Genomic DNA, 21,517 nt, shown 5'->3' with positions numbered 1-21,517 from the left:
TATGGCCTCCTTAATTTTACTTCAGTTGAAAAGATCTCTTACCTTATCAAAAAATGTTTTTTCCTTGCCCGAAGGTTCTGCCACCATTTCGCCGCGCTTAAGTTGGTTCTCAAAAAATTCGCGCTGTTCTCCCGAAAGGTTTTGAGGTGTCCATACATTTACATGCACGAACATATCACCTTTACCGTAACTGTCAATACTTGGCAGTCCCTTGCCATTTAAGCGGAGAATTTTGCCGGATTGTGTGCCGGGGTCCACCTTAATCTTCACTTTGCCGCCGACTGTAGGGATTTCCTTTTGAGTTCCCAGTGCAGCTTCAGCAAATGAAATGTATAATTCCTGGTGCAGATTGTCTCCTTCACGTTTGATCGCTGAATCGGTTTCTTCTTCTACAACCACCAACAGGTCACCAGGCGTGCCACCGAAAGGTGCATCGTTTCCTTTACCTCTCACGTTAAGCTGTATACCCTCGCGGGCTCCGGCAGGAATGTTAATCGTTACTTCTACATCATCTTTAATAAGACCCTGTGAATTGGCTCCGGCCGGAATTTTATCGGCAACTTTCCCGATTCCCTGGCAGGTTCCGCAGTGGGTTTGGGTCTGCATCTGGCCGAACATCGTATTCATGACCTTCACCTGCACACCGCTACCGTTACAGGTGCCGCATGTTTTGCTGGTGGCTCCCGGTGCAAGTTTCATTTTCTTAACCTTGATGGTCTTTTGCGTTCCGTTCACCATTTCCTCCAGGTTCAGTTTGATCCTGACGCGAAGGTTGCTGCCACGCAGCTGTTGGCGCTGTGCGCTACCACCGCCAAATCCGCCTCCACCAAACTGACCGCCGAAAATATCTCCAAACTGACTGAAGATATCTTCCATATTCATTCCGCCGCCGCCAAAGCCACCACCGAATCCTCCGGCTCCGCCCATACCGGCGTGCCCGTATTGGTCGTAACGTGCTTTTTTATTGTCGTCGCTAAGTACTTCGTAGGCTTCTGCAGCTTCTTTAAACTTTTCTTCAGCCTCCTTATCGCCAGGATTTTTATCCGGGTGATATTTCAGAGCCATTTTGCGGTACGCTTTCTTTATTTCATCAGCCGAAGCACCTTTGGATATTCCCAGTACTTCGTAGTAATCTCGTTTAGACATGTTCTGTTGTATGTTTCTTCCGGTTACAGAATCAGCTGTGGCTTATGCCCGCTTTTATATAACCGTGTGATTGTTAGTTTCCGGTTACTACTTTTGCAAAACGTATTACCTTATCGTGGAGGGTATAACCTGTTTCAATAACGTCGACTATTTTACCCTTCAAATCGTCGCTAGGCGCAGGGATCTGGGTTATGGCTTCATGGAAATCCACATTAAAATTATCGCCAGCCTGTACGGTCATAGGCTTAAGACCTTTTTCGGACAATCTGTTCTGGAATTTCTGATAGATAAGTTCTACACCCTGCAGCTCTGCTTCCAGACCGCTTTTACTCATTTCCTTAAGCGCGCGCTCGAAATCGTCCAGGATACCCAGCATAGAAACCATCATTTCCTGATTTGCAAACTGGAAATAATCCATTTTCTCCTTTGCAGTTCTTTTCTTATAATTTTCAAATTCTGCAAACAAACGGATATAACGGTCTTTTTCTTCTGCCAAAAGTTCTTCTGCATTTTTCTCCGTTGTCACATTTTCAGTGTTCTGTTCTGTATTTTCAGTACTCTGCTCCTCAGCTTCATTAAGCACTTCCTTCTGAATATCTTCGTTTTCCGACATATTTTTAAAATTTATACCATCGGATTCACAAAGATATTGCCAAAGGTACTTAGAGGACAATTCGGCAGGATTTGTAAATCCTTAATCGGCCTTACTGTTGAAATTCTTCAGAAAGAAATTCAGCCCATAAAGAATGTTTCATAAAGCAAATAAAGATTCAGGATTATAATGATAAAGGCGATGATCCAAATCAGGATTTTAAGCCAAAGTTTATTCGCAAATTCGCCCATTTTCAATTTGGAACCTGTAAACATAACAAGAGGTACTACTGCAAAACTCAGTTGCATAGACAGGATTACCTGGCTTAAAAGGAGCAGGTCTGTGGTTCCGCGCTCTCCGTAAATGATGGTCACTATCAGCGCAGGAATAACGGCGATCAACCTTGTAACCAACCGCCGCAGCCAGGGTTTGAGCCTGATATTCAGAAAACCTTCCATTACGATCTGTCCTGCTAACGTTCCTGTTAATGTTGAGTTCTGCCCGGAGGCCAATAGCGCTACAGCAAAAAATATACTGGCCAGGGTAGTCCCCAGAATTGGAGCAAGCATTTTGTGCGCGTCATGGATGTCGGCCACGTCACGGTTTCCGGTGGTATGGAACGTTGCCGCTGCCACAATAAGGATGGCTGCATTGATGAAGAAGGCCAGTAGCAATGCTACTGTACTGTCTATTGTAGCAAATTTTATGGCTTCCTTTTTACCTTCAGAAGTCCGCTCGTAGTTTCTGGTCTGAACAATGCTGCTGTGCAGGTACAGGTTATGCGGCATGACCGTGGCGCCAAGGATACCTATGGCAATGTACAGCATGGAAGGATTTGTTATAACCTCTTTTTGCGGTACAAGTCCACTCAGAATTGGAAAAATATCTGGTTTGCTAAGGATAATCTCATAAGCAAAACAGCCTAAAATAATGAAGATAAGTCCTGCTACAATACTTTCGATCACGCGGAAGCCTTTGGCCTGGAGGAATAAAATTAAAAAGACGTCAACAACTGTGATTACTACACCCCAGGTAAGTGGAATGCCAAACAGGAGATTAAGAGCTATGGCTGAACCTATCACTTCAGCAAGGTCACATGCAGCGATAGCAATCTCACACAGAACCCAAAGTATAAAATTTACAGTAGGACTGAAGTGGTCTCTACACGCTTGCGCAAGATCCCTTTCGGCTACTATTCCCAATTTTAGAGAAAGGTGCTGAAGGATGATCGCAAAAATATTGGAAATCAGAATGACAGACAGAAGCGTGTATCCAAACTGGGCACCTCCTGCAATATCGGTGGCCCAATTGCCCGGATCCATATATCCCACGGCAACCATCATTCCTGGGCCCGTGAAGGCCATCAGCTTTCGCCAAAAACCGGCATTCTTAGGAATGTTGATGCTGGAAAATACCTCAGGCAACGAGTCGGCTGAGCGCTCCCGTCGCCAGGCTTTTGGATTTGAGTTGAAAAACATTTCGTTCTTGTTAGATTAGTCTAACAAAAATAGGTAAATTGTACTTATGATTAAGAGAATGTTTAAATAATGTTAAACCCAGACCATTAATCTATTTATCCAATTATCGTTTTAGTTTCTTGAACTCCTATATGAATTAATCAATCGCACAGAAGTAAAGATTATTTGCAACATTGTTCGGTGGGCTGGGCAAATTACAATGGTGCAAATGGCATTTACTTTCAGTTTTTATTCTCAGCATTTCAAATTCAACAGTAATTTTCCAATCTCTTTCAATGTGAAATATCACAACAAGCTAAGTTTTTTTTAAAGAAATTTTAAGCTAATTTTACCGAAATTTCATCTGAATAATGTTCTTAATATTCGATACTGAAACAACCGGTTTACCACAAAATTTCAATGCTCCGATTTCCGATTCGCAGAACTGGCCCAGAATGGTTCAGATTGCGTGGCAGCTACACGACCGTAATGGTAATTTAATTGAAAATCAGGATTATATCATCAAGCCGGAAGGTTATGATATACCCTTTAATGCGACCAGAATCCATGGTATCTCCACAAAAATGGCTCATGAACTTGGGCGTAATCTGGGTGAAGTATTACTGGAATTTCAACAGGTGCTGGAGAGGGCTGAGGTAGTAGCAGGACACAATATAGATTTCGACTACAAGATTGCCGGTGCAGAATTTTTCCGGCTAGATATTCAGAACAATCTGCAGGAAAAACCTGCGGCAGACACGATGGAGCTTGGTACTCCGTTTTGTCAGTTGGGCGGCGGCAAAAACGGCCGGTATAAATCCCCAAAACTGGAGGAGCTGTACGAGAAACTTTATGGTAATCGGTTTGATGAGGCACACAATGCCGCTGCCGACGTAAATGCAACAGCGCAGGTCTTCTTTGAGATGATCCGTATCGGGATTGTACCCGCACAGCTTCTGCGAATAACCGACCACGAACTCCAGGAATTTATTACCGGTCATCCCGAACCTTTTGCACCGTTCCCCATCGTGATCAGGCGTCAGGTTGCTGCCTTTAAGAAGAAGAAAACGGTCGATTTTGGCGAGTCTGACGAAATCGAACTGGGCGAATACTTTAACTTCCATAACCACAGTATATATTCCTCGCTTCAGGCTTCAACCAATATTTCAGATTTGGTCAGCAAAGCCTTACAGAATGATTTTCCGGCTGTAGGTCTTGTTGATCTGGGGAATATGATGGGTGCTTTTAAATTTGTTTCTGAAGTGGAAAAAGCAAATGATACCATCAGGAAAAATTATGAGGAATATATTAAACGGAAAGAGAAGGCAGAAGCGGAAGACCAGGAGTTTTCGATGATTGAGCCCCGCCGTAAGCCTCTCCTTGCGGTAATCGGATGTGAATTTTATATATCAGACCGGCCGGAGCAAAAGCAGTTTACCAAAGACGATCCAGACCGAAGAACACATGTAGTATTGCTGGCAAAAAATTTTGACGGTTACCGTAACCTCGCAAAGTTATCCAGCCTTGGATATGTGAACGGTTTTTATTTCGGTGTACCGCGTATTTCCAAAGCCATGATCTCTGAGTATAAGGATAATCTTATTGCCCTCACAGCTGGGGCTGCAGGAGATGTGCCTAATACCATACTTGAATTTGGGGAAACAAAAGGGGAGGAGGCATTCCGGTGGTGGAAGGAAACCTTTGGCGATGACTTTTATGTGCAAATTCAGAACCACCAGGTGGACGAAGAGGAGCACTTGAACGAGGTTCTCCTGCAGTTCGCAGATAAATATGAGGTGAAGATTCTGGCACAGAATGAAACGTTTTACACTGAAAAGGAAGATGCTCATATCCAGGATATCCTGTATTGTATCAAAGACGGTGAAAAGCTAAGTTCTCCTGTGGGCCGTGGTTTCGGCAAAAGACGCGGTCTGCCGTCAAGGGAATTCTACATTAAGGATCCTGATGAATTAAGACAGGCATTCAATCAGTTTCCCGATGCATTTGCTGCTTATTCAGAACTGTTAGAAAAATTTTCGCCATATACATTAAAACGTGATGTACTTCTGCCTGAATTTGATATTCCAGAGGAATTTTTGCGTGAAGATGACCTTCTGGACGGCGGAAAGCGCGGTGAAAATGCCTATTTGCGACACCTTACGTATGAGGGTGCCGCTAAAAGATATGAAGTAATAACGGATGAGATACGCGAACGTCTTGATTTTGAGCTGGAAGTAATTGCAAAGACAGGTTACCCAGGTTACTTTCTGATTGTTCAGGATTTCTGTAACGAGGCGCGTAAAATGGGCGTTTGGGTAGGCCCGGGGCGTGGCTCGGCGGCCGGATCGGCTGTTGCTTATTGCACCGGTATCACCAATGTGGATCCCATCGCCTATGATCTGCTTTTTGAGCGTTTCCTAAATCCTGAAAGGATTTCGATGCCTGATATTGATATCGATTTCGATGACGAAGGACGTGACAGAATTATAAAATGGGTTGTAGACAAATATGGCAAAACCAATGTTGCGCAAATTATTACCTATTCGGTATTAGGAGGTAAATCCGCTATCAAGGACGCCGGGCGGGTGCTGGATCTGTCTATTCCTGAAACCAATAATATAGCCAAGTTAGTCCCGTCCACACCGGGTATGAATATAGCCAAAGCTTTTGCCAAGTTCGAAAAGCTGGGGGATGAAGACCGGATTCTGGCTCAGGAAATGAAGGACATTCTGGCCAACCCGGAAGACAGCCGTTATGAGGTGCTTGCTGCAGCACAGAAAATGGAAGGGTGCATCCGCAACACCGGAATTCATGCCTGTGGTGTAATCATCACACCTGAAGATATTTCCAATCTCGTACCGATTACCATTGCCTCCAAAGATGCGGACATCCTGGTGTCACAGTTTGATAACTCGGTTGCTGAAAATGCGGGGCTGCTGAAGATGGACTTCCTGGGGCTCAGGACGCTCACGATCATCAAACATGCCATTAAGCTTATCAGTGAAAGACATGGAATTGATATCAATCCGGATGAAATTCCACTTGATGATGCCCGTACGTACCAACTCTTCAAGGAAGGCCGAACTGTTGGGATATTTCAGTATGAAAGCCCGGGAATGCAGAAGTATATGCGTGAGCTCAAGCCTACCAAGTTTGCCGATCTTATTGCAATGAATGCCCTGTACAGGCCGGGTCCTATTAAGTACATTCCAAACTTCATTAACCGTAAGCATGGGACAGAGGAAATCGTATACGACCTTCCTGAAACAGAGGAATATCTGAAGGAAACCTATGGTATTACGGTATATCAGGAGCAGGTAATGCTGCTGTCGCAGAAACTGGCCAATTTTACAAAAGGTGAGGCTGATACTTTACGGAAAGCTATGGGTAAAAAGGACCGTGCTACTTTGGATAAAATGTATCCAAAATTCCTGGAAGGCGGCGAAAAAAACAACCTGGATGTAGACAGACTCAACAAAATCTGGAAGGACTGGGAGGCATTTGCAGAATATGCGTTTAACAAGTCCCACTCTACATGCTACGCGCTTATTGCCTATCAGACAGCATATTTAAAGGCAAATTATCCAGCTGAATATATGTCCAGTGTGATGACGAATAACCTGAATAATACCAAGCAGATCACCATGTTTATGGAAGACTGTAAAAATATGGGGGTTGATGTTTTGGGGCCGGATGTAAATGAATCACAATACGAGTTTTCGGTTAATGACAAAGGACAGATCAGGTTCGGCCTGGGTGCTATAAAAGGCATAGGCGAGGGCCCAAGTGAGGCAATAGTTATTACCCGCAAAGAACAGGCGTACAGCGATATATATGATTTTTTCCAGCGGATACCTTCATCCCAAATCAACAAGCGGGTGGCGGAAAGTTTGGTAATGGCGGGAGCCTTTGATGAGGTGGATAAATATCACAGAGCGCAGTATTTTGACATCGATAATAATGGAAAAACAAATCTTGAAAGACTTCTTCGCTATGGCCAAAGTTTCCAGGACAGCCGTAACGAAATTGAAAATTCACTGTTTGCTGATTTCGCAGAAGAAGTCAGGATTGAGCCGCCAAAAATCAATCCCGCGCCAGAATGGCCAAATATGTACCTGCTGAACAAAGAGAAGGAAATTATTGGTTTTTATCTTTCTGCACATCCATTGGACGAGTTTAAATATCAGTACCGTTTTATACAGGGTGCACTGGGACGAAACAGTATTTTGGGTGGTCGGCCTGAAGACGGATTGCAAACACTTGATCCTGTAATTATTCCTGTAGAAATGGGTGATGAAGAAGGTGATGAGGTTGTAGATCTGATTATAGATGACGGCGATGAAATTGTGGAAGAAGAGCAGAAAAATGTGGAGGCAAAAGGGAATTTCAACTTCCTGAATCTTGATGAAATTGATGCTTTTCGGGATAAGGTTTTTGGTCCGGACCAGATCCGTCTTTTTGAGGAAATCCAGGATTACAGGGAAAAGCAGAAATTCAACAATAATTCAAAAGAGTACATGGTGGCAGGACTCATAACAGAATATACCGTCCGGGACGGACGTAACAGCGGGGAAAAGATTGCATTTATAACGCTGGAAGACTATTCCGGCAGTTACTCCTTCCGGCTTGGAGACCGCGATTATCTGCGTCTTCGGGATAAGATTGATGTACAGCGTTTTCTGATTTTTAAGATAAAATTTACGATTTCCAGGGATGGACGCGTATTTGTAAATGTTACGGAGGTCAGCGAACTGAAGGAGGCTTTTGAGCAATTCGCTAAAAGTATGACGGTGGTGCTTGATGTAAATCATCTTCGGCGCGATGATTTGGAATTTCTTAAAGAAACCCTGAGCGGCCTCAATGGAAACCAAAAGCTGGGCTTCTACGTTAAAAATCCAGAGGATCAAAGTCATCTGGAGGTCCTGAGCCTGCAGACCCATGTAAATATCAGCGGAGACCTCATCGAAGTCTTTAATGAAATGCAGCGACACGAGGTGTTTTTAAATTAAATATTATTAAACGCCTATCGGTGTCGTTGAACCTTTATAATTGTTAATATTATGAAAATTAGCGTAAAATATCATTAATAAATTAGGCTGGTGTTGTAATATTTATTAATTTAGTAAAAACAACACAATGATGAAAAAAGAAACAATTATTTACAGTGAACATGGGCTCTGTCTGAGTTTTATGGTCAATTCCCTTCGGGATCAAGGATTTCATGATCAGTATGAAATCCTTAAAACCAGTTCTTTAAGCGAGGTTCGGGAGTTGGTAAGCGAAAATTCGCATATCCTGCTGCTGTATTTAAACAGCATGAATATGGTGGAGGCTCTGGACCTGGTGGAAAAGGCACTTTCAATTAATGCGGATTTAAAGATTATTGTTATTTCAGTTAAGTCTGAAATGAAAATGGTGAAGAGATTCTTTGACAGGGGGGTTAAAGGTTATCTTGGAAGAGACACGGATTATGAAGAGTTTCACAAGGCTTTGGCACAAATCATTGATGGACATGTGTACATCAGTAATGATTCAAAAGAAGCTTTGGTCAATTTTATATGCAGTGTGGATGATGAAAAAGAAAAATCAGGTCCCCGTAACAGCGAACTTACCGCACGTGAACTTGATGTGCTTAATCTAATCTGTGATGGTTTACGTACGAAAGCGATTGCAGAGAAGCTTTTCATCAGTACGCACACTGTGGAATCGCACCGCAGAAATATACTGCTGAAATTTAACATCAACAGTTCTTCGCAGCTGGTGAAATATGCTCTTGAAAACAGCCTGGTAAACTAAATTGTAGTACCACATAAACTCATAAAGAAGGCAGAGGATTCTAAATCCTCTGCCTTCTTTTTTTAAGAAAAAAAGTTGAGGAATTTCTTCCTCAACTCCCCTTGAAAACATCACTCCCAATCCGGCATTTCTGCGTTCGGGAATAAAGCTGTGCGTTCATTATCCTGCAGGGTAATTTTATAAATATTCCTGGGGGATATATTATCATTAGATGTGTTTGTAAAGATGATTTCGGCATTATTTGGCGAGAATCGCGGATCCAGGTCGTTCGTACCGCTAACTTTGGAAGTTACCGCAGACCAGTCCTTTCGTGTGTCATTCTGCAAGTTGTACACGAAGATCCGGCTGTCCAGCTGGCGGTAATTTGGTTCCTGATGACCGGATACATCGTACGTATAAAGCAATTGATTTCCGTCTACCGAGAAATTAAGGCCGCCTGCGGCTCCGGAAACATTTTGCAGGACTGTATGTAGGGTATTTCCGACCATGTCGATTACATAAATCTTTACATTATACCCATGGACGTCATTTGTTTTAATCGCAATCTTGCTGCCGTCATAACTCCAGTCGCACTCTGTGATGAAACTGCCGTCCGGTGTGGTATAGATAAGTTGCAGCCCACTGCCGTCTTTATTGATTCGGTACAGATTGTTGAAATTTGGGTAGATGAATTCCTGTACATTGCTTCTCCAGGAAAAATCCAGTTCATTGCTGTTAAAGCCCGCCACAGGAACGGTTGTTACCTGGAAAACATCGGAACCGTCTGGCTTGGCTGTAAACAGATGAATGTTACCTCCCACATTTCTGAGAAATGCGACCAGATTGGCATTTTGGTTCAGACGCGGACGGTAACTGCTAAGTGTAGTTGGAGTTAGTGAGAAATTCACATTGGTTTCATTAGACGAAACAATATAATAGTTTCCGTTGCTGTTCTTTTTAACATAGTGAAAACGGTTGTTGGGCATTGCGCTTGTCTTGAAACGGAATACTGTACTGTTTGCCGGTGGATTTACACCATCGCTTACCTGTACCTGCCAATAATAGGTAACTCCATATTTCAGATTTTCGAGATAATAGTGATTCGCTGTAAGATCATTTATTTCAATAATGTTCTGGTCGAAGTCGTTTTTTACAGTTAACTTATACTTCAGCACATCGGCAGTATCAGGGTCGGTGCTCGTCCATGAAAGATCCACTGCTAAAGGCTGATCTACTGCATTATCAATTGGGCTTATCAACTGAGGCACTGTTGGCGGGGCATTGTTGGACGTGTCGTCACTCATTTCAAAAACAATGGATACAGTTTGCTGATCACTCTTTAAATTTACTCCCTGTAGGTTCGCCAGGTAGCCGGTTATTTCTGCGCGTACAGAGTAATCGCCCAGCGGAACGTTCTCAATCAGGAAAGAACCGTCATCTTTCGTAAACACAGTTTCGGTAGAAGGACTTGTAGAAATCTTTACATTCTGTAAAGGTTGGTTGGTGCCTTTTTTTATCACTACACCTTTAATGTTACCAACCTGTGCCTTATCAATAAGTTCTTCACTGCACGAGATCATAAGAAGTGAAAGAATAAGTGCAATAATGCTATATATAATAATGTTTTTCATGGTTTTATTTTTTAACGTTTTTGTTGCCGAAGTAAAAATTTAAGCCTGCTCCTACGCGCACCGCATGGTCCTTCCTGGACCCGCGGACCAGGTCGTCCCAGTCGTCGGTAAAGCCAAGGTCATATTGGGCCATAAGACGTACGGCCAGATTACGGCTCATAAGATATTCCAGTCCGCCTCCTAACTGTGCTTTGTATCTTGGATTATCGGGAAACAGAACCATGCCCGCACCTGCATATACAAAAGGCGAAAACTTGTACTTTGGCATCATCAGATATTCCAGATTGAATTCAGATGTTAAACCTGACTTGCTTACAATGCCGGTGTTTTCCAAGGTCATCACGCCCACATTAAGCTCTGCATTCAGGTGGTTTGTCAGGAAGTGCTTGTAACCTATCTTGCCTCCTAAAGTAGTTTTGGCTCTGGTATAGTCTCCTTTAATCTGGAGCGCATCTGCATAACCAAAAATGGCGCTTCTAGGCCGCTGGCTGGAAAGTGCACTGCCATCTGCGAAGCGGTCATTAGTTATTTTCTTCTCGCTTTTGTACGCCGCAATAATATTGGTAAAATCGTTAGGGTCTTTTAGCTTGCTGGCCCAAAGATTATCCTGAACTCCTTCAATTATTAGTGACAGGACGGCCTTTTCAATAGCCTCCGTTACCGCCAGATGTACCGGTTCATTCTGTGTAATCCCTATATCTGACTCCATTAACCGTTCAGTATCAATAAACCTGAAGAAATTGCCGTTCACGCTTGTTGACAGGATTGTTTTGGATGTATAAACAGTTTTTAATATTTCCCCTGTTGCAGTGGAAACAGCACGTAGATAAACCGTGATTCTGTCCTGTCTGTATTGAGCACTTGCACCCAGTCCAAAATACCTGGCTCCTACACCACCTGTCATCACATTTGTATCGTAGGAAATAACACCACCTTCCAGGATTATGCCCGCAAACAATAGTGGTGGTAATAATGCAGCATCTCCTTCAGACCCTGAATATTCTTTACGTGTACTGCGGATTATCTGTCTTTCATTCAGTAAGTTTCCAATGTTTTCCCGCTCTATGGCCTTAAACCAGCGGCTGTCTTCCAGCGCTTTCAACAAGATTGTTGTAGTTCCCTGTGGCACTGCTGTACTCCAGCTGGCACCGTTTTCAGCCGCTTTATACTGGCCGGTTTGATCTCTGAATTTATATACTCCAACGACAACTTTGTCTTTAGGGGCCGGTAAGTTTCTGATTTCTGGCGTGTAAGGGGTTATTTCGCCCATCGTTGATTTCTCCCTGTCTGTAGGAATGCTGAAGAGGGTACAGCTAACCAGAAAGAAGGAAACAAGGCAAAGTGATGCCTGCTTTATTTCGTGATATGTTTTCATGTGTTTTCAAGGTTTTTGTTAGCTTCCGGGAATCAGGATCTCAGACTGTTCACCGGTGCTGGTATTTAGAATGTTGATAAGAAGCCCCTGACCTGTCTGGATGACTTCAAGATACATCGAACCAAAGACGTAGGTACCGGGTTTTAAATCACCGTCGCCAAACTGGTCTCCCATAAGTTTTCTTGATATTTCATTCAGAAGCTGTCTGTTCAGGTTATCTGTAAAGTTGTTTAATGAATTTAGTGAGGATAACCCCCGACTGCTTGAACTGTTGTCAAACTGATTTTGTGCACTGGCCGAACTTTGAAGCCATTGGTAATTAAATGTTTCTCCTCCAAAGGCAGGGTTGATTGGCTTGTACACAAACTGTTGAGCATTCGTATAGCCCGTTACGAAAAATATTAGAAAGAGATATATTATTTTTTTCATGGTTATTAGTATTTAAATTCTTTTTCACGAAGATTTTGGTTAGCATTATAGTCTGCCAGGTAATTCAGGGCACTTTCTGCTTCTTCCTCCAGGGCTTCTTCATCTGGTTTTGAGAGAAAACTGTAAATTACCAGGTCATCCACAGTAACGGTTATCCTGCTGTTTCGTCCAAATGAAGGAAGTTCTGTAATTATGACTGTGCCATCATACTTTTCCGGTATTTGGTTGTACTTTTTAAAAAATGATTCATAAAACAGCTGTCCCATACGGGTTTTCGTCTCGTCAATTGTAAGCCCGCTTAACTCCAGGTCTTTTTCCGGTATAAAGGTTACCTCAGCTGTAAACTGACCCGCATTGATTTCCAAACTGTCTTTCGCAACTGTGCGGTCAGACTCTTCATCTTTTAGGAATAAAAAGATCTTAAGCCCATCACTTTTAGCTAAGTTCACATTGGTTTCAGAGAGTATTCGGGTTTCGTTGGGTTTTAAAGAGAATTTCCCGCTTTGTTTATTGGATGATGTTCCTGACTTTCCTTTTTTCAGGGTTATAAGTATGTAATTCAAGTCCTTGAAGGTCTGTGAGCTGCTTATTGCTGCCGCTTTTATTTTAATCTGACCTTCATTGTTTTCTGTGATTATTTTTCCCGAAACGTTTTCCGCTGTCTGGGCGTGGAAGATTGTACTGAGAAAAAGAACACTCAGAACTGCGAGGAGAGTTTTCATTTTCAAGGGTTTAGTTGTTTCTCATAAGAATTGTCATGTCATCAGCATTAATATTCATTTTCATTCCGTCTGAGATGCTGTTGCTGCCTTCTATATTGATGAGATTGTTTGAACCTCGAATAGAAATATCGGCTTTTCCAGGATAAGAATTGATGTTCTGATACAGGGTGGTATTATTATCTCCCAGCTGGAAAATATTGATCATTGCAGCTGAAGTATCAGTAATTTCAATAAAGTTGTTATTCCCGATTTGCGCAGCAACAGTTGTTGAGGCTGGGTTTAAATTGGCCGTTGCTATCTGTCCGTAATAGTCCAGAACATTATTGCTGTTGATTTCGTAAAGCGGAACTTCCTGTGCAAAACTCATCTGTAGGTTCAGCAGAATTAAAATGAACGTTATTGCTTTTTTCATGATTGTAGGTATTTGGACTAGAACTGCCCGTATGTCGTTCTACACATGGACGCCGGCGTAATCCAGTTCAGCTTGCCGGTATTATCAGTGAATGAATTAACTGAACCTGACTGCTTAGTCAGTTTCGTTACATAGTGTCCTGGATCTGATTCGTAAATCTGCTCCCTGTATGGAAGTGGAGGGGGTTTTGCAATTACAGACGTTCCGGCTGGAGGTCTTTCTGCGCTTGTTCTTTTTTTCATGTTTTCAAAGGTTTAAGGGTTTTTATATACACAAATTTAGCCTATGATTATATATCGCAAATCCCCGCTGGAAGGGACTTCCTAAATCTCCCCAAAAACAGTTAGATGATGGGGTAAATAACCTATTGACATTAATTTAAAAACAAGACACTTGAAATTTTGTTCTCATTCCGGTTTGTCATTCTGAAATCGCATTTCAGTCAAATGTAAATCTCCATCCAATACTTAAATTACATGTTGGCAGAGGAACAGTTTTGTAGTGAAATTCAAAGCAAAAAAAATCCGTCCCAATTTGAGACGGATTCGCAATTTATATCAGGATTTATTAATCCATTTGGGTAACTGTCATTACATTTCCTGTTCCATTCTGGAAACCGGTGTGCATCTGATTGGTTCCCATCTGATCAAGCTTAGCCTTGTTTTCCCAACCATCCTGACGGTGGTAATTCTGATTTGAATTTCCGGTTTGCCAATTTTCAATTCTGTTGTCATTACCATACTGCTCAGTAGTAGCTACGTTACCAACAGTGTACTGTTGCACCCCTGAATAGTTTCTGTCACCAACCTGAGTCATGTATGACCTGTTACTAGTATCCCATTGCAACTGCAAAACTTCGTTGTCAGTACCATTTTGTCTGCTCCACGCAATCTGGCCACCTAGTGCCTGCTTCTGGTTAACTTTGGCCTTGTTTCTTAAACCAACCTGCCATGCATCGTTGCTGTTGTCATAACCTTCCTGATCAATCTCCAGATAGTTGTCGGTTCCTTGACTCACAGCGACACTGCGGTTTAAATAACCGTCCTGTGCAATGTAAGCCTTGTTAATAGTTCCGTCCTGAAGTAAATTGTTGTCGTTCTGAATTCCATCCTGTAAAAGACCGGAGACGTTTTCAGTTCCATACTGTCTGGAATAATCAACATTTGATTGTGCGTAAGTAAAACCTACTGCCATTAGTGCAATTGCACCTGTAACTAATTTTTTCATGTTTAAAAAATTTATTTGGTTAGTTTGTGTTACAAATGTAGTATCACCTTAGATGCAGCAAATCCCTTCAACTGTGGATTTCGTAAATATCAGCAGAATGCGTTAGATAAACGGGGTTATTCACGGTAATTCCTTAGTCAATTTATAATTAGACAAATCCTTAGACTCCACATTTTGTGGTGATTACGTTTTTCTTCTCATTTCACAGAATTAGCTCAAATTATCGGCTTTTTACAAATTACCTGGACTTTTTAGAAACTTAGAAAGGTTGGTTGGTCATTTTATCTATAAAATCTATTATAATTATCGTGAATAAACTAGGAAACTAATTTGGTTTATAAGTTTCCTAAAGCGTATCTTTGCCCAACCAAAATCACATAATGGATAAAACTTTTCTGGAAAAGGTTGCGGAACTCTTCATAGAGAACGGTGCAAAAACCCTCACAATGGATGATATCGCAAAGGAATTTGGGATGTCCAAAAAAACCTTATATCAAAAATACTCTAATAAGGAGGCTCTGCTGGAAGATGTTCTGGAGTATAAACTTACTGAAGTCATCGAGAAGCTAAGTGAACTGGATTATCAGATTGAAAATGCCGTGGAACGTATGTACTGCCGTGATGAGCAGATAGAGAAGGCCGCCAGATCCAATAATTCACTTTTGATCCGCCAGTTATTAAAATACTATCCTGCAATTTTTAACAAACACATGATGAATTTTTCTGAAAGGTTCAGTTCGGTGCTGGTGCAGAATATAAAGCGTGGCCGTGAACAGGGTTTTTACAGAATGGACTTCGATGCGGACCTTTATGCCAGTATTTATTTCCAGATGGTCATGTCCTATGACAGTTCACCGTTCCTGGATACTACAAAGACAGACAGGACAGAGTACAGTAATGTAGCGCTTAATTTTTATATGAACGCCATTACCACCGAGCTTGGGAAACAACAGTTAATAAAATATAACAATTTAAAATAATGAAGAAATTAATTTTTGGCTTTATACTGTCTGCAGGACTGCTTAATGCTCAGGATGCTGAACTTCTGACACTGCCGGAGGCAATAACTTATGCTTTGGAACATAAAGCTGAGGCCGAGAAAGCCCGATTGGATATCCGTAAAGGCGATGCACAGATTGCAGAAGTGAAATCCAATGCGTACCCAAACATCAGTTTTAACAGTTCCACCAGTTATAACCCTCTGCTGCAGGAATCCGTTTTGCCGGGTGAGATATTCGGAGCACCGGGTCAGCAGGTGAAGGTGGCCTTTGGCCAGAAGTGGACGTCAAGTAATATGGTACAGCTCACACAGAACCTCTTCAATCAGTCGGTTTTTGTAGGCCTGAAAGCAGCCAGATCAACTAAGGAATTTTATCTGATCAATGCGAAATTGACCGAGGAGCAGATCATAGAGAAAGTGGCCAATGCTTACTTTCAGGTATATCAGGCGGATCAGATGCTGACTAATGCCAAAAGCAACCTTGAAATTACTAACCAAACTATTAAAGTAATTAAAGGATTATATGATGCAGGATTGGCCCGCAAAATTGACTATGACAGGGTAGTGGTGGCACGAAATAACGTAAGTTCCGGAGTAAAGCAGCTTGAAAATACGGTCGATCTGGCTGAAAACGCACTCAAGTTTATGATTGGGATGCCTATGAATGAGGAAATAGAACTTCCGGAGCAGACTTTTGAACCTTCTTTGCTGCCGGACCGCAGTGCAGACTTTGCAGCCCGTACCGAAATTCAGCTGGTTAACAAGCAGATTGAACTGCTGGAATGGCAGAAAAAAGCAACGGAGGCCGAATATTATCCTACGGTAGCACTTTCAGCAAACTATGGATTTCTGGGGCAGGGCGATAAAATGCCCTGGTGGAACGGTAAGGAAAATGGCGTATTCTGGTCCGATATGGCTTCTGTAGGTCTTAACATACGGGTTCCTATTTTCAACGGTTTTGCTACAAAATCACGTGTGGAACTAAACATGATTGAAATTGAAAAGGCACAGGCAGATTTAAGGGAAACGCAGTTAGGTCTGGATCTTCAGCATAAAAACGCAGTCACTGAACTGGATAATAATATGACCATGATTTCCATGCAGGAAGAAAATGTGGTATTGGCAGATCAAGTACTTTCCAATACGCGCAGCAATTACCAGCACGGTTTGGCCACCTTAAATGATATCCTGGATGCTGAGCGTGATCTTACCGAAGCAAAGAATAATTTAACAAAAGCTAAACTTGATTATAAACTCGCTGAGATTGACTTGCTTAAATCTCAGGGAAAATTAAAAACATTAACAGATATTAATTAATTAAACTATGAAAAAGAATACAATCATCAGCATACTGGCCGTTCTGGGGATCGGTATCGTATTTTACTTCATCCTTCAGAATAATAAAAAGAAGAATGAGGAACAGGTAGCTGTAGTAGCAGAGAAGAACACAAATGTGGCGGTGCGTACCACGCTTGTAAAGCAGGAGGAAATAAGCGGTGAGTTTATGGTGAACGGTACCTTTCTTCCGAACAGACAGGCACAGGTTTCAGCAGAAATGGGTGGGCAGCTTATCTCCCTTAATGTAAGAGAGGGCAGCTATGTACGTGCAGGACAAAGCATTGGAAGGCTGGCAGGCGAGAAGCTTAATGTAAATGTATCGGGTGCCAAAGCCAATCTGGATAATGCGGTAATGGCCCTAAACCGTTACGAGCAGGCATATAAGACCGGTGGTGTAACCGCACTGCAGCTTGATCAGGCAAGATTGCAGGTTAAGAATGCCAGAACCCAGCTTCAGTCTGCAAACCTGCAGTCTGGCGATACCAACGTAATTTCTAAAGTGAGCGGGATCGTAAATCAGAAGTTCGTAGAGGTAGGAACTGTGCTTAATCCGGGTACACCTATAGTAGAGGTGGTGGATATTTCCTCTGTTAAACTTAAGGTTGATGTAGATCAGTCCCTGGTGAGTCAGTTATCCGTAGGCAGCAGCGTAAAGGTACAGCCTGATGTAATTGAAGGTGCCCTGGACGGAAGAATCACCTTCATTGCGCCATCAGCTTCCGGAGCGCTTAAGTTCCCTGTAGAAATTACTGTTCCTAATTCCTTCAACAAACTGAAAGCAGGAATGTACGGAACTGCAGTCTTCAGCAGAAGCGGCAGTGGCAGTGTACTTACCATTCCACGTGAGGCATTTGTAGGCAGTGTAAGTGATAATACAGTATTTGTTGTCCGCAATAACGTAGCCCACCTGACCAAAATTCAGGGCGGTGTAAATTACGGAGACCGTGTAGAAGTGATCAGTGGCCTGAAAGCAGGAGACGAAGTTGTTACCAGCGGTCAGATCAACCTGACGGACAAAACGCCTATCCGTAAACTGATATAATAATCGAGTAAGCATATATATAAATGAAATTAGCAGAAGTATCGATTAAACGACCCAGCCTGGTGATTGTAATGCTCGCATTACTGATCATTGGAGGGCTTTTCAGCTACTCGCAGCTGAACTACGAACTTATCCCGAAATTTGAAGTGAAGGTAGTAACCGTCGCTACGGTTTATCCTGGTGCATCACCTTCGGAAGTGGAAAATACGGTTTCACGAAAGATTGAAGATGCCGTGTCGGCACTGGAGGGTGTCAAGAAAATACAGTCCAAGTCCTATGAAAGTCTGTCGGTAGTCATCATTCAGTTTAATAATGATGCCGATGTGGATTTTGCCCTAAACGAGGCACAGCGTAAAATTAATGCCATCCGCTCAGATTTGCCTGAGGATATAGATGAACCTTCACTTACCCAGTTTTCACTGTCGGACATGCCGATTGTTAGGATGGGGGTTACCGGTAACCTGACCGAGAATGAATTGTATGACCTTATTGACCAGAGAATTCAGCCGGTCTTTTCCAGAATCCCCGGGGTATCCAATGTAGATATCGTTGGTGGCCAGGAAAGGGAAATCAGAATCAACCTCAACCAGGCCAAAATGGAAGGGTACGGAATTACAATTCCGGAGGTACAGCAAACTATAACGATGTCCAACCTCGATTTCCCTACCGGAAGTCTGAAGACGCGTGAAAACAGTACGCTGATCCGTCTTGCGGGTAAAATCAGTTCTGTAGAAGAACTGCGGAACCTGACCATCTCATCCAAAAACGGACAGAATATCCGTCTTTCAGATATCGCTGAGGTTCAGGATACGCAGAAGGTAGCCGATAAAATCGCCAGGATTAACCAGGAAAATACAATGATGCTCCAGGTGCAGAAGCAGACTGATGCGAATGCGGTAGAAGTGAGCCGTCTGGTTCAGGAGAAAATTGCACAGATTGAAGAGCAGTATAAGGGTAACAACATTAAGATTACTGTAGCCAGTGATACTTCTACCTTCACTTTGGCCGCTGCGAATGCTGTAATTAAAGATTTACTTATCGCCATCGCGCTTGTAGCGTTTGTAATGATGTTCTTCCTGCACAGTTTCCGTAATGCCCTTATCGTAATGGTAGCCATCCCGACTTCGCTTATTGCGACCTTTATAGGGATGTACATTCTGGGTTACAGTCTTAACCTTATGAGTTTGCTCGGACTTTCGCTGGTTGTTGGTATTCTTGTGGATGATGCGATCGTGGTTATCGAAAACATTCACCGCCACATGGAAATGGGTAAAAACAAAGTCCGCGCGTCTTATGACGGTGCTAAGGAAATTGGTTTTACCGTGACCGCAATTACGCTTGTAATCGTGGTGGTGTTCCTGCCGATTGCGATGAGTTCCGGTTTGGTATCCGACATTATCTCGCAGTTCTGTGTTACCGTAATTATTGCTACCATGCTGTCTTTGCTGGTATCCTTTACGGTGGTGCCATGGCTTTTCTCTCGCTACGGCAAACTGGAAGTGATAGAAAAAACCACATTCTTCGGAAAGATCCTGTATAAATTTGAAGACGGCCTTACCTGGTTTACACACAAGATCGAGGGTATCTTAAAGTGGAGTTTGGTAAACAAGCTGAAAACCTTCGCCATAACCATTGTGCTGTTTATCAGTGCTATTGCGATGGCGGTAATGGGTTATATTGGTTCGGACTTTTTCCCGGGTACCGATAAAGGAGAATTCCTGGTGCAGATCGAGATGCCGAAAGATACCTCGCTGGAAGAGACTAACTTCATTACCCAGGCAGCTGAAAAGCACCTGGCTAAAAAACCGGAGATCGTGAAGATGATTACCTCTGTAGGTTCGGTAAGTGGGGGCATGGGTGCCATGCAGTCTACCAATTACAAATCTGAGATCAGTGTAGAACTTGTTCCTAAAGCAGAACGTGCAGATGATACCAAAGTGTACGCTGCCAAACTGAAACGCGATCTGGAGAAGGTTTTGGTAGGAGCGAAGGTCACTACGGTTCCTGTTGGATTTATGGGAGCTGAACAGGCTCCGCTGCAAATGACAGTTACGGGTACTACAATGGAAGACGCGATGGCTTACGCCAAAACTGCCGAGGCACAATTGAGAACAATAGACGGAGCTTCTGAAATTAAGCTGAGTGTGGAAGAAGGTAACCCTGAAATTTCAGTTACGGTAGACAGGGATAAAATGACTTCACTTGGACTGAATGTAGCCTCCGTGGGTCAGACCCTTAGAACGGCATTTAGTGGTAATACCGATAATAAGTTCCGTACGGGTAACAATGAGTACGATATCAATATCATTCTTGATGAAGCCAACCGAACCAGTATTGACGATGTAAGAAATATCAACTTCGTGAATCAGGACGGTATGAGAATACAGCTTGCGCAGTTTGCAGATATCAACTTTACCTCCGGACCGGCATTGCTGGAAAGATATGACAGATCTCCTTCGGTTACCGTACAGGCACAAACCGTAGGTAAGACCACGGGTACTGTGGCTGCGGAATGGGAAACCAAGATGGCCGAAATTAAAAAGCCTGCCGGTGTAAACTGGGTCTGGGGCGGAAACATGGAAAACCAGAGTGAAGGTTTCGGAACCTTGGGAGTTGCTCTTCTTGCCGCTATCATGTTAGTATATATGATTATGGTGGTGCTCTATAATGACTTCCTGAAACCGTTTATCGTACTCTTTTCCATTCCGCTTTCATTTATCGGTGCACTTTGGGCGCTGGCGCTTACCAATCAGAGTTTAAATATCTTTACGATATTAGGTATCATCATGCTGATTGGTCTGGTGGCCAAGAATGCAATTCTTCTTGTCGATTTTGCCAATCACAGGGTAGATAAAGGTGAGAGTATCGAGAATGCACTTATCCAGGCCAACCATGCCAGGTTGAGACCTATCCTTATGACCACTATAGCCATGGTATTCGGTATGTTGCCAATTGCACTCGCCTCCGGCGCCGCTGCAGAGATGAACAATGGTTTGGCTATCGTAATTATCGGAGGTCTTATTTCCTCCCTGTTCCTGACCCTGATTATTGTCCCGGTGGTATACCTTATTATGGTACGACTGGAAAACAGGTTCAGCAAAAAAGAAAAGACTGATTATGAAGAGGAGATGGTTGCAGATTATAAGCATATCCATCCGGAAAATGAGTTGGAATTTTAGAAACGGTAACTCTATAACAGCACCCCTGAAAATTTTCTTTCAGGGGTGCTTTTTTTTAAAATAATTCCATAAGTGCTATTCTAGGCATAAAAACAGGGTCTTGAAATTTGTTGAATTCGCATCATAATTACCTTCTGTTAGCTGGTTTACGGGCTTTTTGGCGCTTTATTTTGAAAATCCTATATTTATAGC

15 protein-coding genes are annotated in these 21,517 nt (G+C 42.7%); 6 read left to right on the top strand and 9 right to left on the bottom strand.

Going from position 1 to position 21,517, the window contains the following annotated elements; all coding sequences use genetic code 11:
- Window positions 1-21: 21 nt before the first annotated feature.
- From dnaJ to H1R16_RS03615, 3 genes are all read right to left on the bottom strand, one after another.
- Entirely contained in the window at window positions 22-1,146 is a 1,125-nt protein-coding gene (gene dnaJ / locus H1R16_RS03625; RefSeq protein ID WP_181887453.1) for a molecular chaperone DnaJ, read from the bottom strand.
- A 73-nt stretch (window positions 1,147-1,219) separates the two neighbouring features.
- A complete protein-coding gene (locus H1R16_RS03620; RefSeq protein WP_181887452.1) occupies window positions 1,220-1,759 on the bottom strand; it encodes a nucleotide exchange factor GrpE in 540 nt (179 codons plus the stop codon).
- Window positions 1,760-1,878: 119 nt separating this feature from the next.
- On the bottom strand, window positions 1,879-3,216 hold the full coding sequence (locus H1R16_RS03615) for an Nramp family divalent metal transporter (protein ID WP_181887451.1): 1,338 nt from the start codon (window positions 3,214-3,216) through the stop codon (window positions 1,879-1,881).
- Window positions 3,217-3,566: 350 nt separating this feature from the next.
- Between H1R16_RS03615 and dnaE the strand changes: the two genes are divergently transcribed.
- The gene (gene dnaE, locus H1R16_RS03610) at window positions 3,567-8,204 is read left to right on the top strand and encodes a DNA polymerase III subunit alpha (protein WP_181887450.1); all 4,638 of its coding nucleotides are present in this window, start codon (window positions 3,567-3,569) and stop codon (window positions 8,202-8,204) included.
- Between the two features lie 127 nt (window positions 8,205-8,331).
- On the top strand, window positions 8,332-8,991 hold the full coding sequence (locus tag H1R16_RS03605) for a response regulator transcription factor (protein ID WP_181887449.1): 660 nt from the start codon (window positions 8,332-8,334) through the stop codon (window positions 8,989-8,991).
- A 110-nt stretch (window positions 8,992-9,101) separates the two neighbouring features.
- Here the strand turns inward: H1R16_RS03605 and H1R16_RS03600 are convergent, their stop codons facing one another.
- The 6 genes from H1R16_RS03600 to H1R16_RS03575 all read right to left on the bottom strand — a co-directional run bounded on the left by H1R16_RS03600 (window position 9,102) and on the right by H1R16_RS03575 (window position 14,766).
- The gene (locus H1R16_RS03600; RefSeq protein ID WP_181887448.1) at window positions 9,102-10,601 is read right to left on the bottom strand and encodes a carboxypeptidase-like regulatory domain-containing protein; all 1,500 of its coding nucleotides are present in this window, start codon (window positions 10,599-10,601) and stop codon (window positions 9,102-9,104) included.
- Between the two features lie 4 nt (window positions 10,602-10,605).
- Window positions 10,606-11,976, bottom strand: a complete 1,371-nt coding sequence (locus H1R16_RS03595) for a CsgG/HfaB family protein (protein ID WP_181887447.1) — start codon at window positions 11,974-11,976, stop codon at window positions 10,606-10,608.
- An 18-nt stretch (window positions 11,977-11,994) separates the two neighbouring features.
- Window positions 11,995-12,405 (bottom strand): curli production assembly/transport component CsgF, encoded by a 411-nt coding sequence (locus H1R16_RS03590; RefSeq protein ID WP_181887446.1) that lies wholly within the window; start codon window positions 12,403-12,405, stop codon window positions 11,995-11,997.
- A 5-nt stretch (window positions 12,406-12,410) separates the two neighbouring features.
- Window positions 12,411-13,127 (bottom strand): curli-like amyloid fiber formation chaperone CsgH, encoded by a 717-nt coding sequence (csgH, locus tag H1R16_RS03585; protein ID WP_181887445.1) that lies wholly within the window; start codon window positions 13,125-13,127, stop codon window positions 12,411-12,413.
- A gap of 10 nt (window positions 13,128-13,137) precedes the next feature.
- Window positions 13,138-13,539 carry a hypothetical protein gene (locus H1R16_RS03580; RefSeq protein ID WP_181887444.1) on the bottom strand — a complete coding sequence of 134 codons (402 nt, stop codon included), beginning with the start codon at window positions 13,537-13,539 and terminating at the stop codon, window positions 13,138-13,140.
- Between the two features lie 567 nt (window positions 13,540-14,106).
- The gene (locus H1R16_RS03575; protein ID WP_181887443.1) at window positions 14,107-14,766 is read right to left on the bottom strand and encodes a hypothetical protein; all 660 of its coding nucleotides are present in this window, start codon (window positions 14,764-14,766) and stop codon (window positions 14,107-14,109) included.
- Window positions 14,767-15,146: 380 nt separating this feature from the next.
- Between H1R16_RS03575 and H1R16_RS03570 the strand changes: the two genes are divergently transcribed.
- From H1R16_RS03570 to H1R16_RS03555, 4 genes are read left to right on the top strand one after another with little or no spacing between them, the layout of a single operon-like run.
- Window positions 15,147-15,746 (top strand): TetR/AcrR family transcriptional regulator, encoded by a 600-nt coding sequence (locus H1R16_RS03570; protein WP_181887442.1) that lies wholly within the window; start codon window positions 15,147-15,149, stop codon window positions 15,744-15,746.
- Window positions 15,746-17,083 (top strand): TolC family protein, encoded by a 1,338-nt coding sequence (locus H1R16_RS03565; RefSeq protein ID WP_181887441.1) that lies wholly within the window; start codon window positions 15,746-15,748, stop codon window positions 17,081-17,083. Before H1R16_RS03570 ends, H1R16_RS03565 begins: the two co-directional genes overlap by 1 nt.
- Before the next feature lie 7 nt (window positions 17,084-17,090).
- Complete coding sequence (locus H1R16_RS03560) at window positions 17,091-18,146, top strand: efflux RND transporter periplasmic adaptor subunit (protein WP_181887440.1); 1,056 nt, start codon at window positions 17,091-17,093, stop codon at window positions 18,144-18,146.
- A 23-nt stretch (window positions 18,147-18,169) separates the two neighbouring features.
- On the top strand, window positions 18,170-21,325 hold the full coding sequence (locus H1R16_RS03555; RefSeq protein ID WP_181887439.1) for an efflux RND transporter permease subunit: 3,156 nt from the start codon (window positions 18,170-18,172) through the stop codon (window positions 21,323-21,325).
- Window positions 21,326-21,517: the final 192 nt, after the last annotated feature.

The sequence above is a fragment of the Marnyiella aurantia genome (assembly GCF_014041915.1).
GTDB lineage: Bacteria > Bacteroidota > Bacteroidia > Flavobacteriales > Weeksellaceae > Marnyiella > Marnyiella aurantia.
The sequence above is the reverse complement of the archived record's forward strand: the minus strand, read 5'-3'. Positions and strand labels throughout refer to the sequence as shown.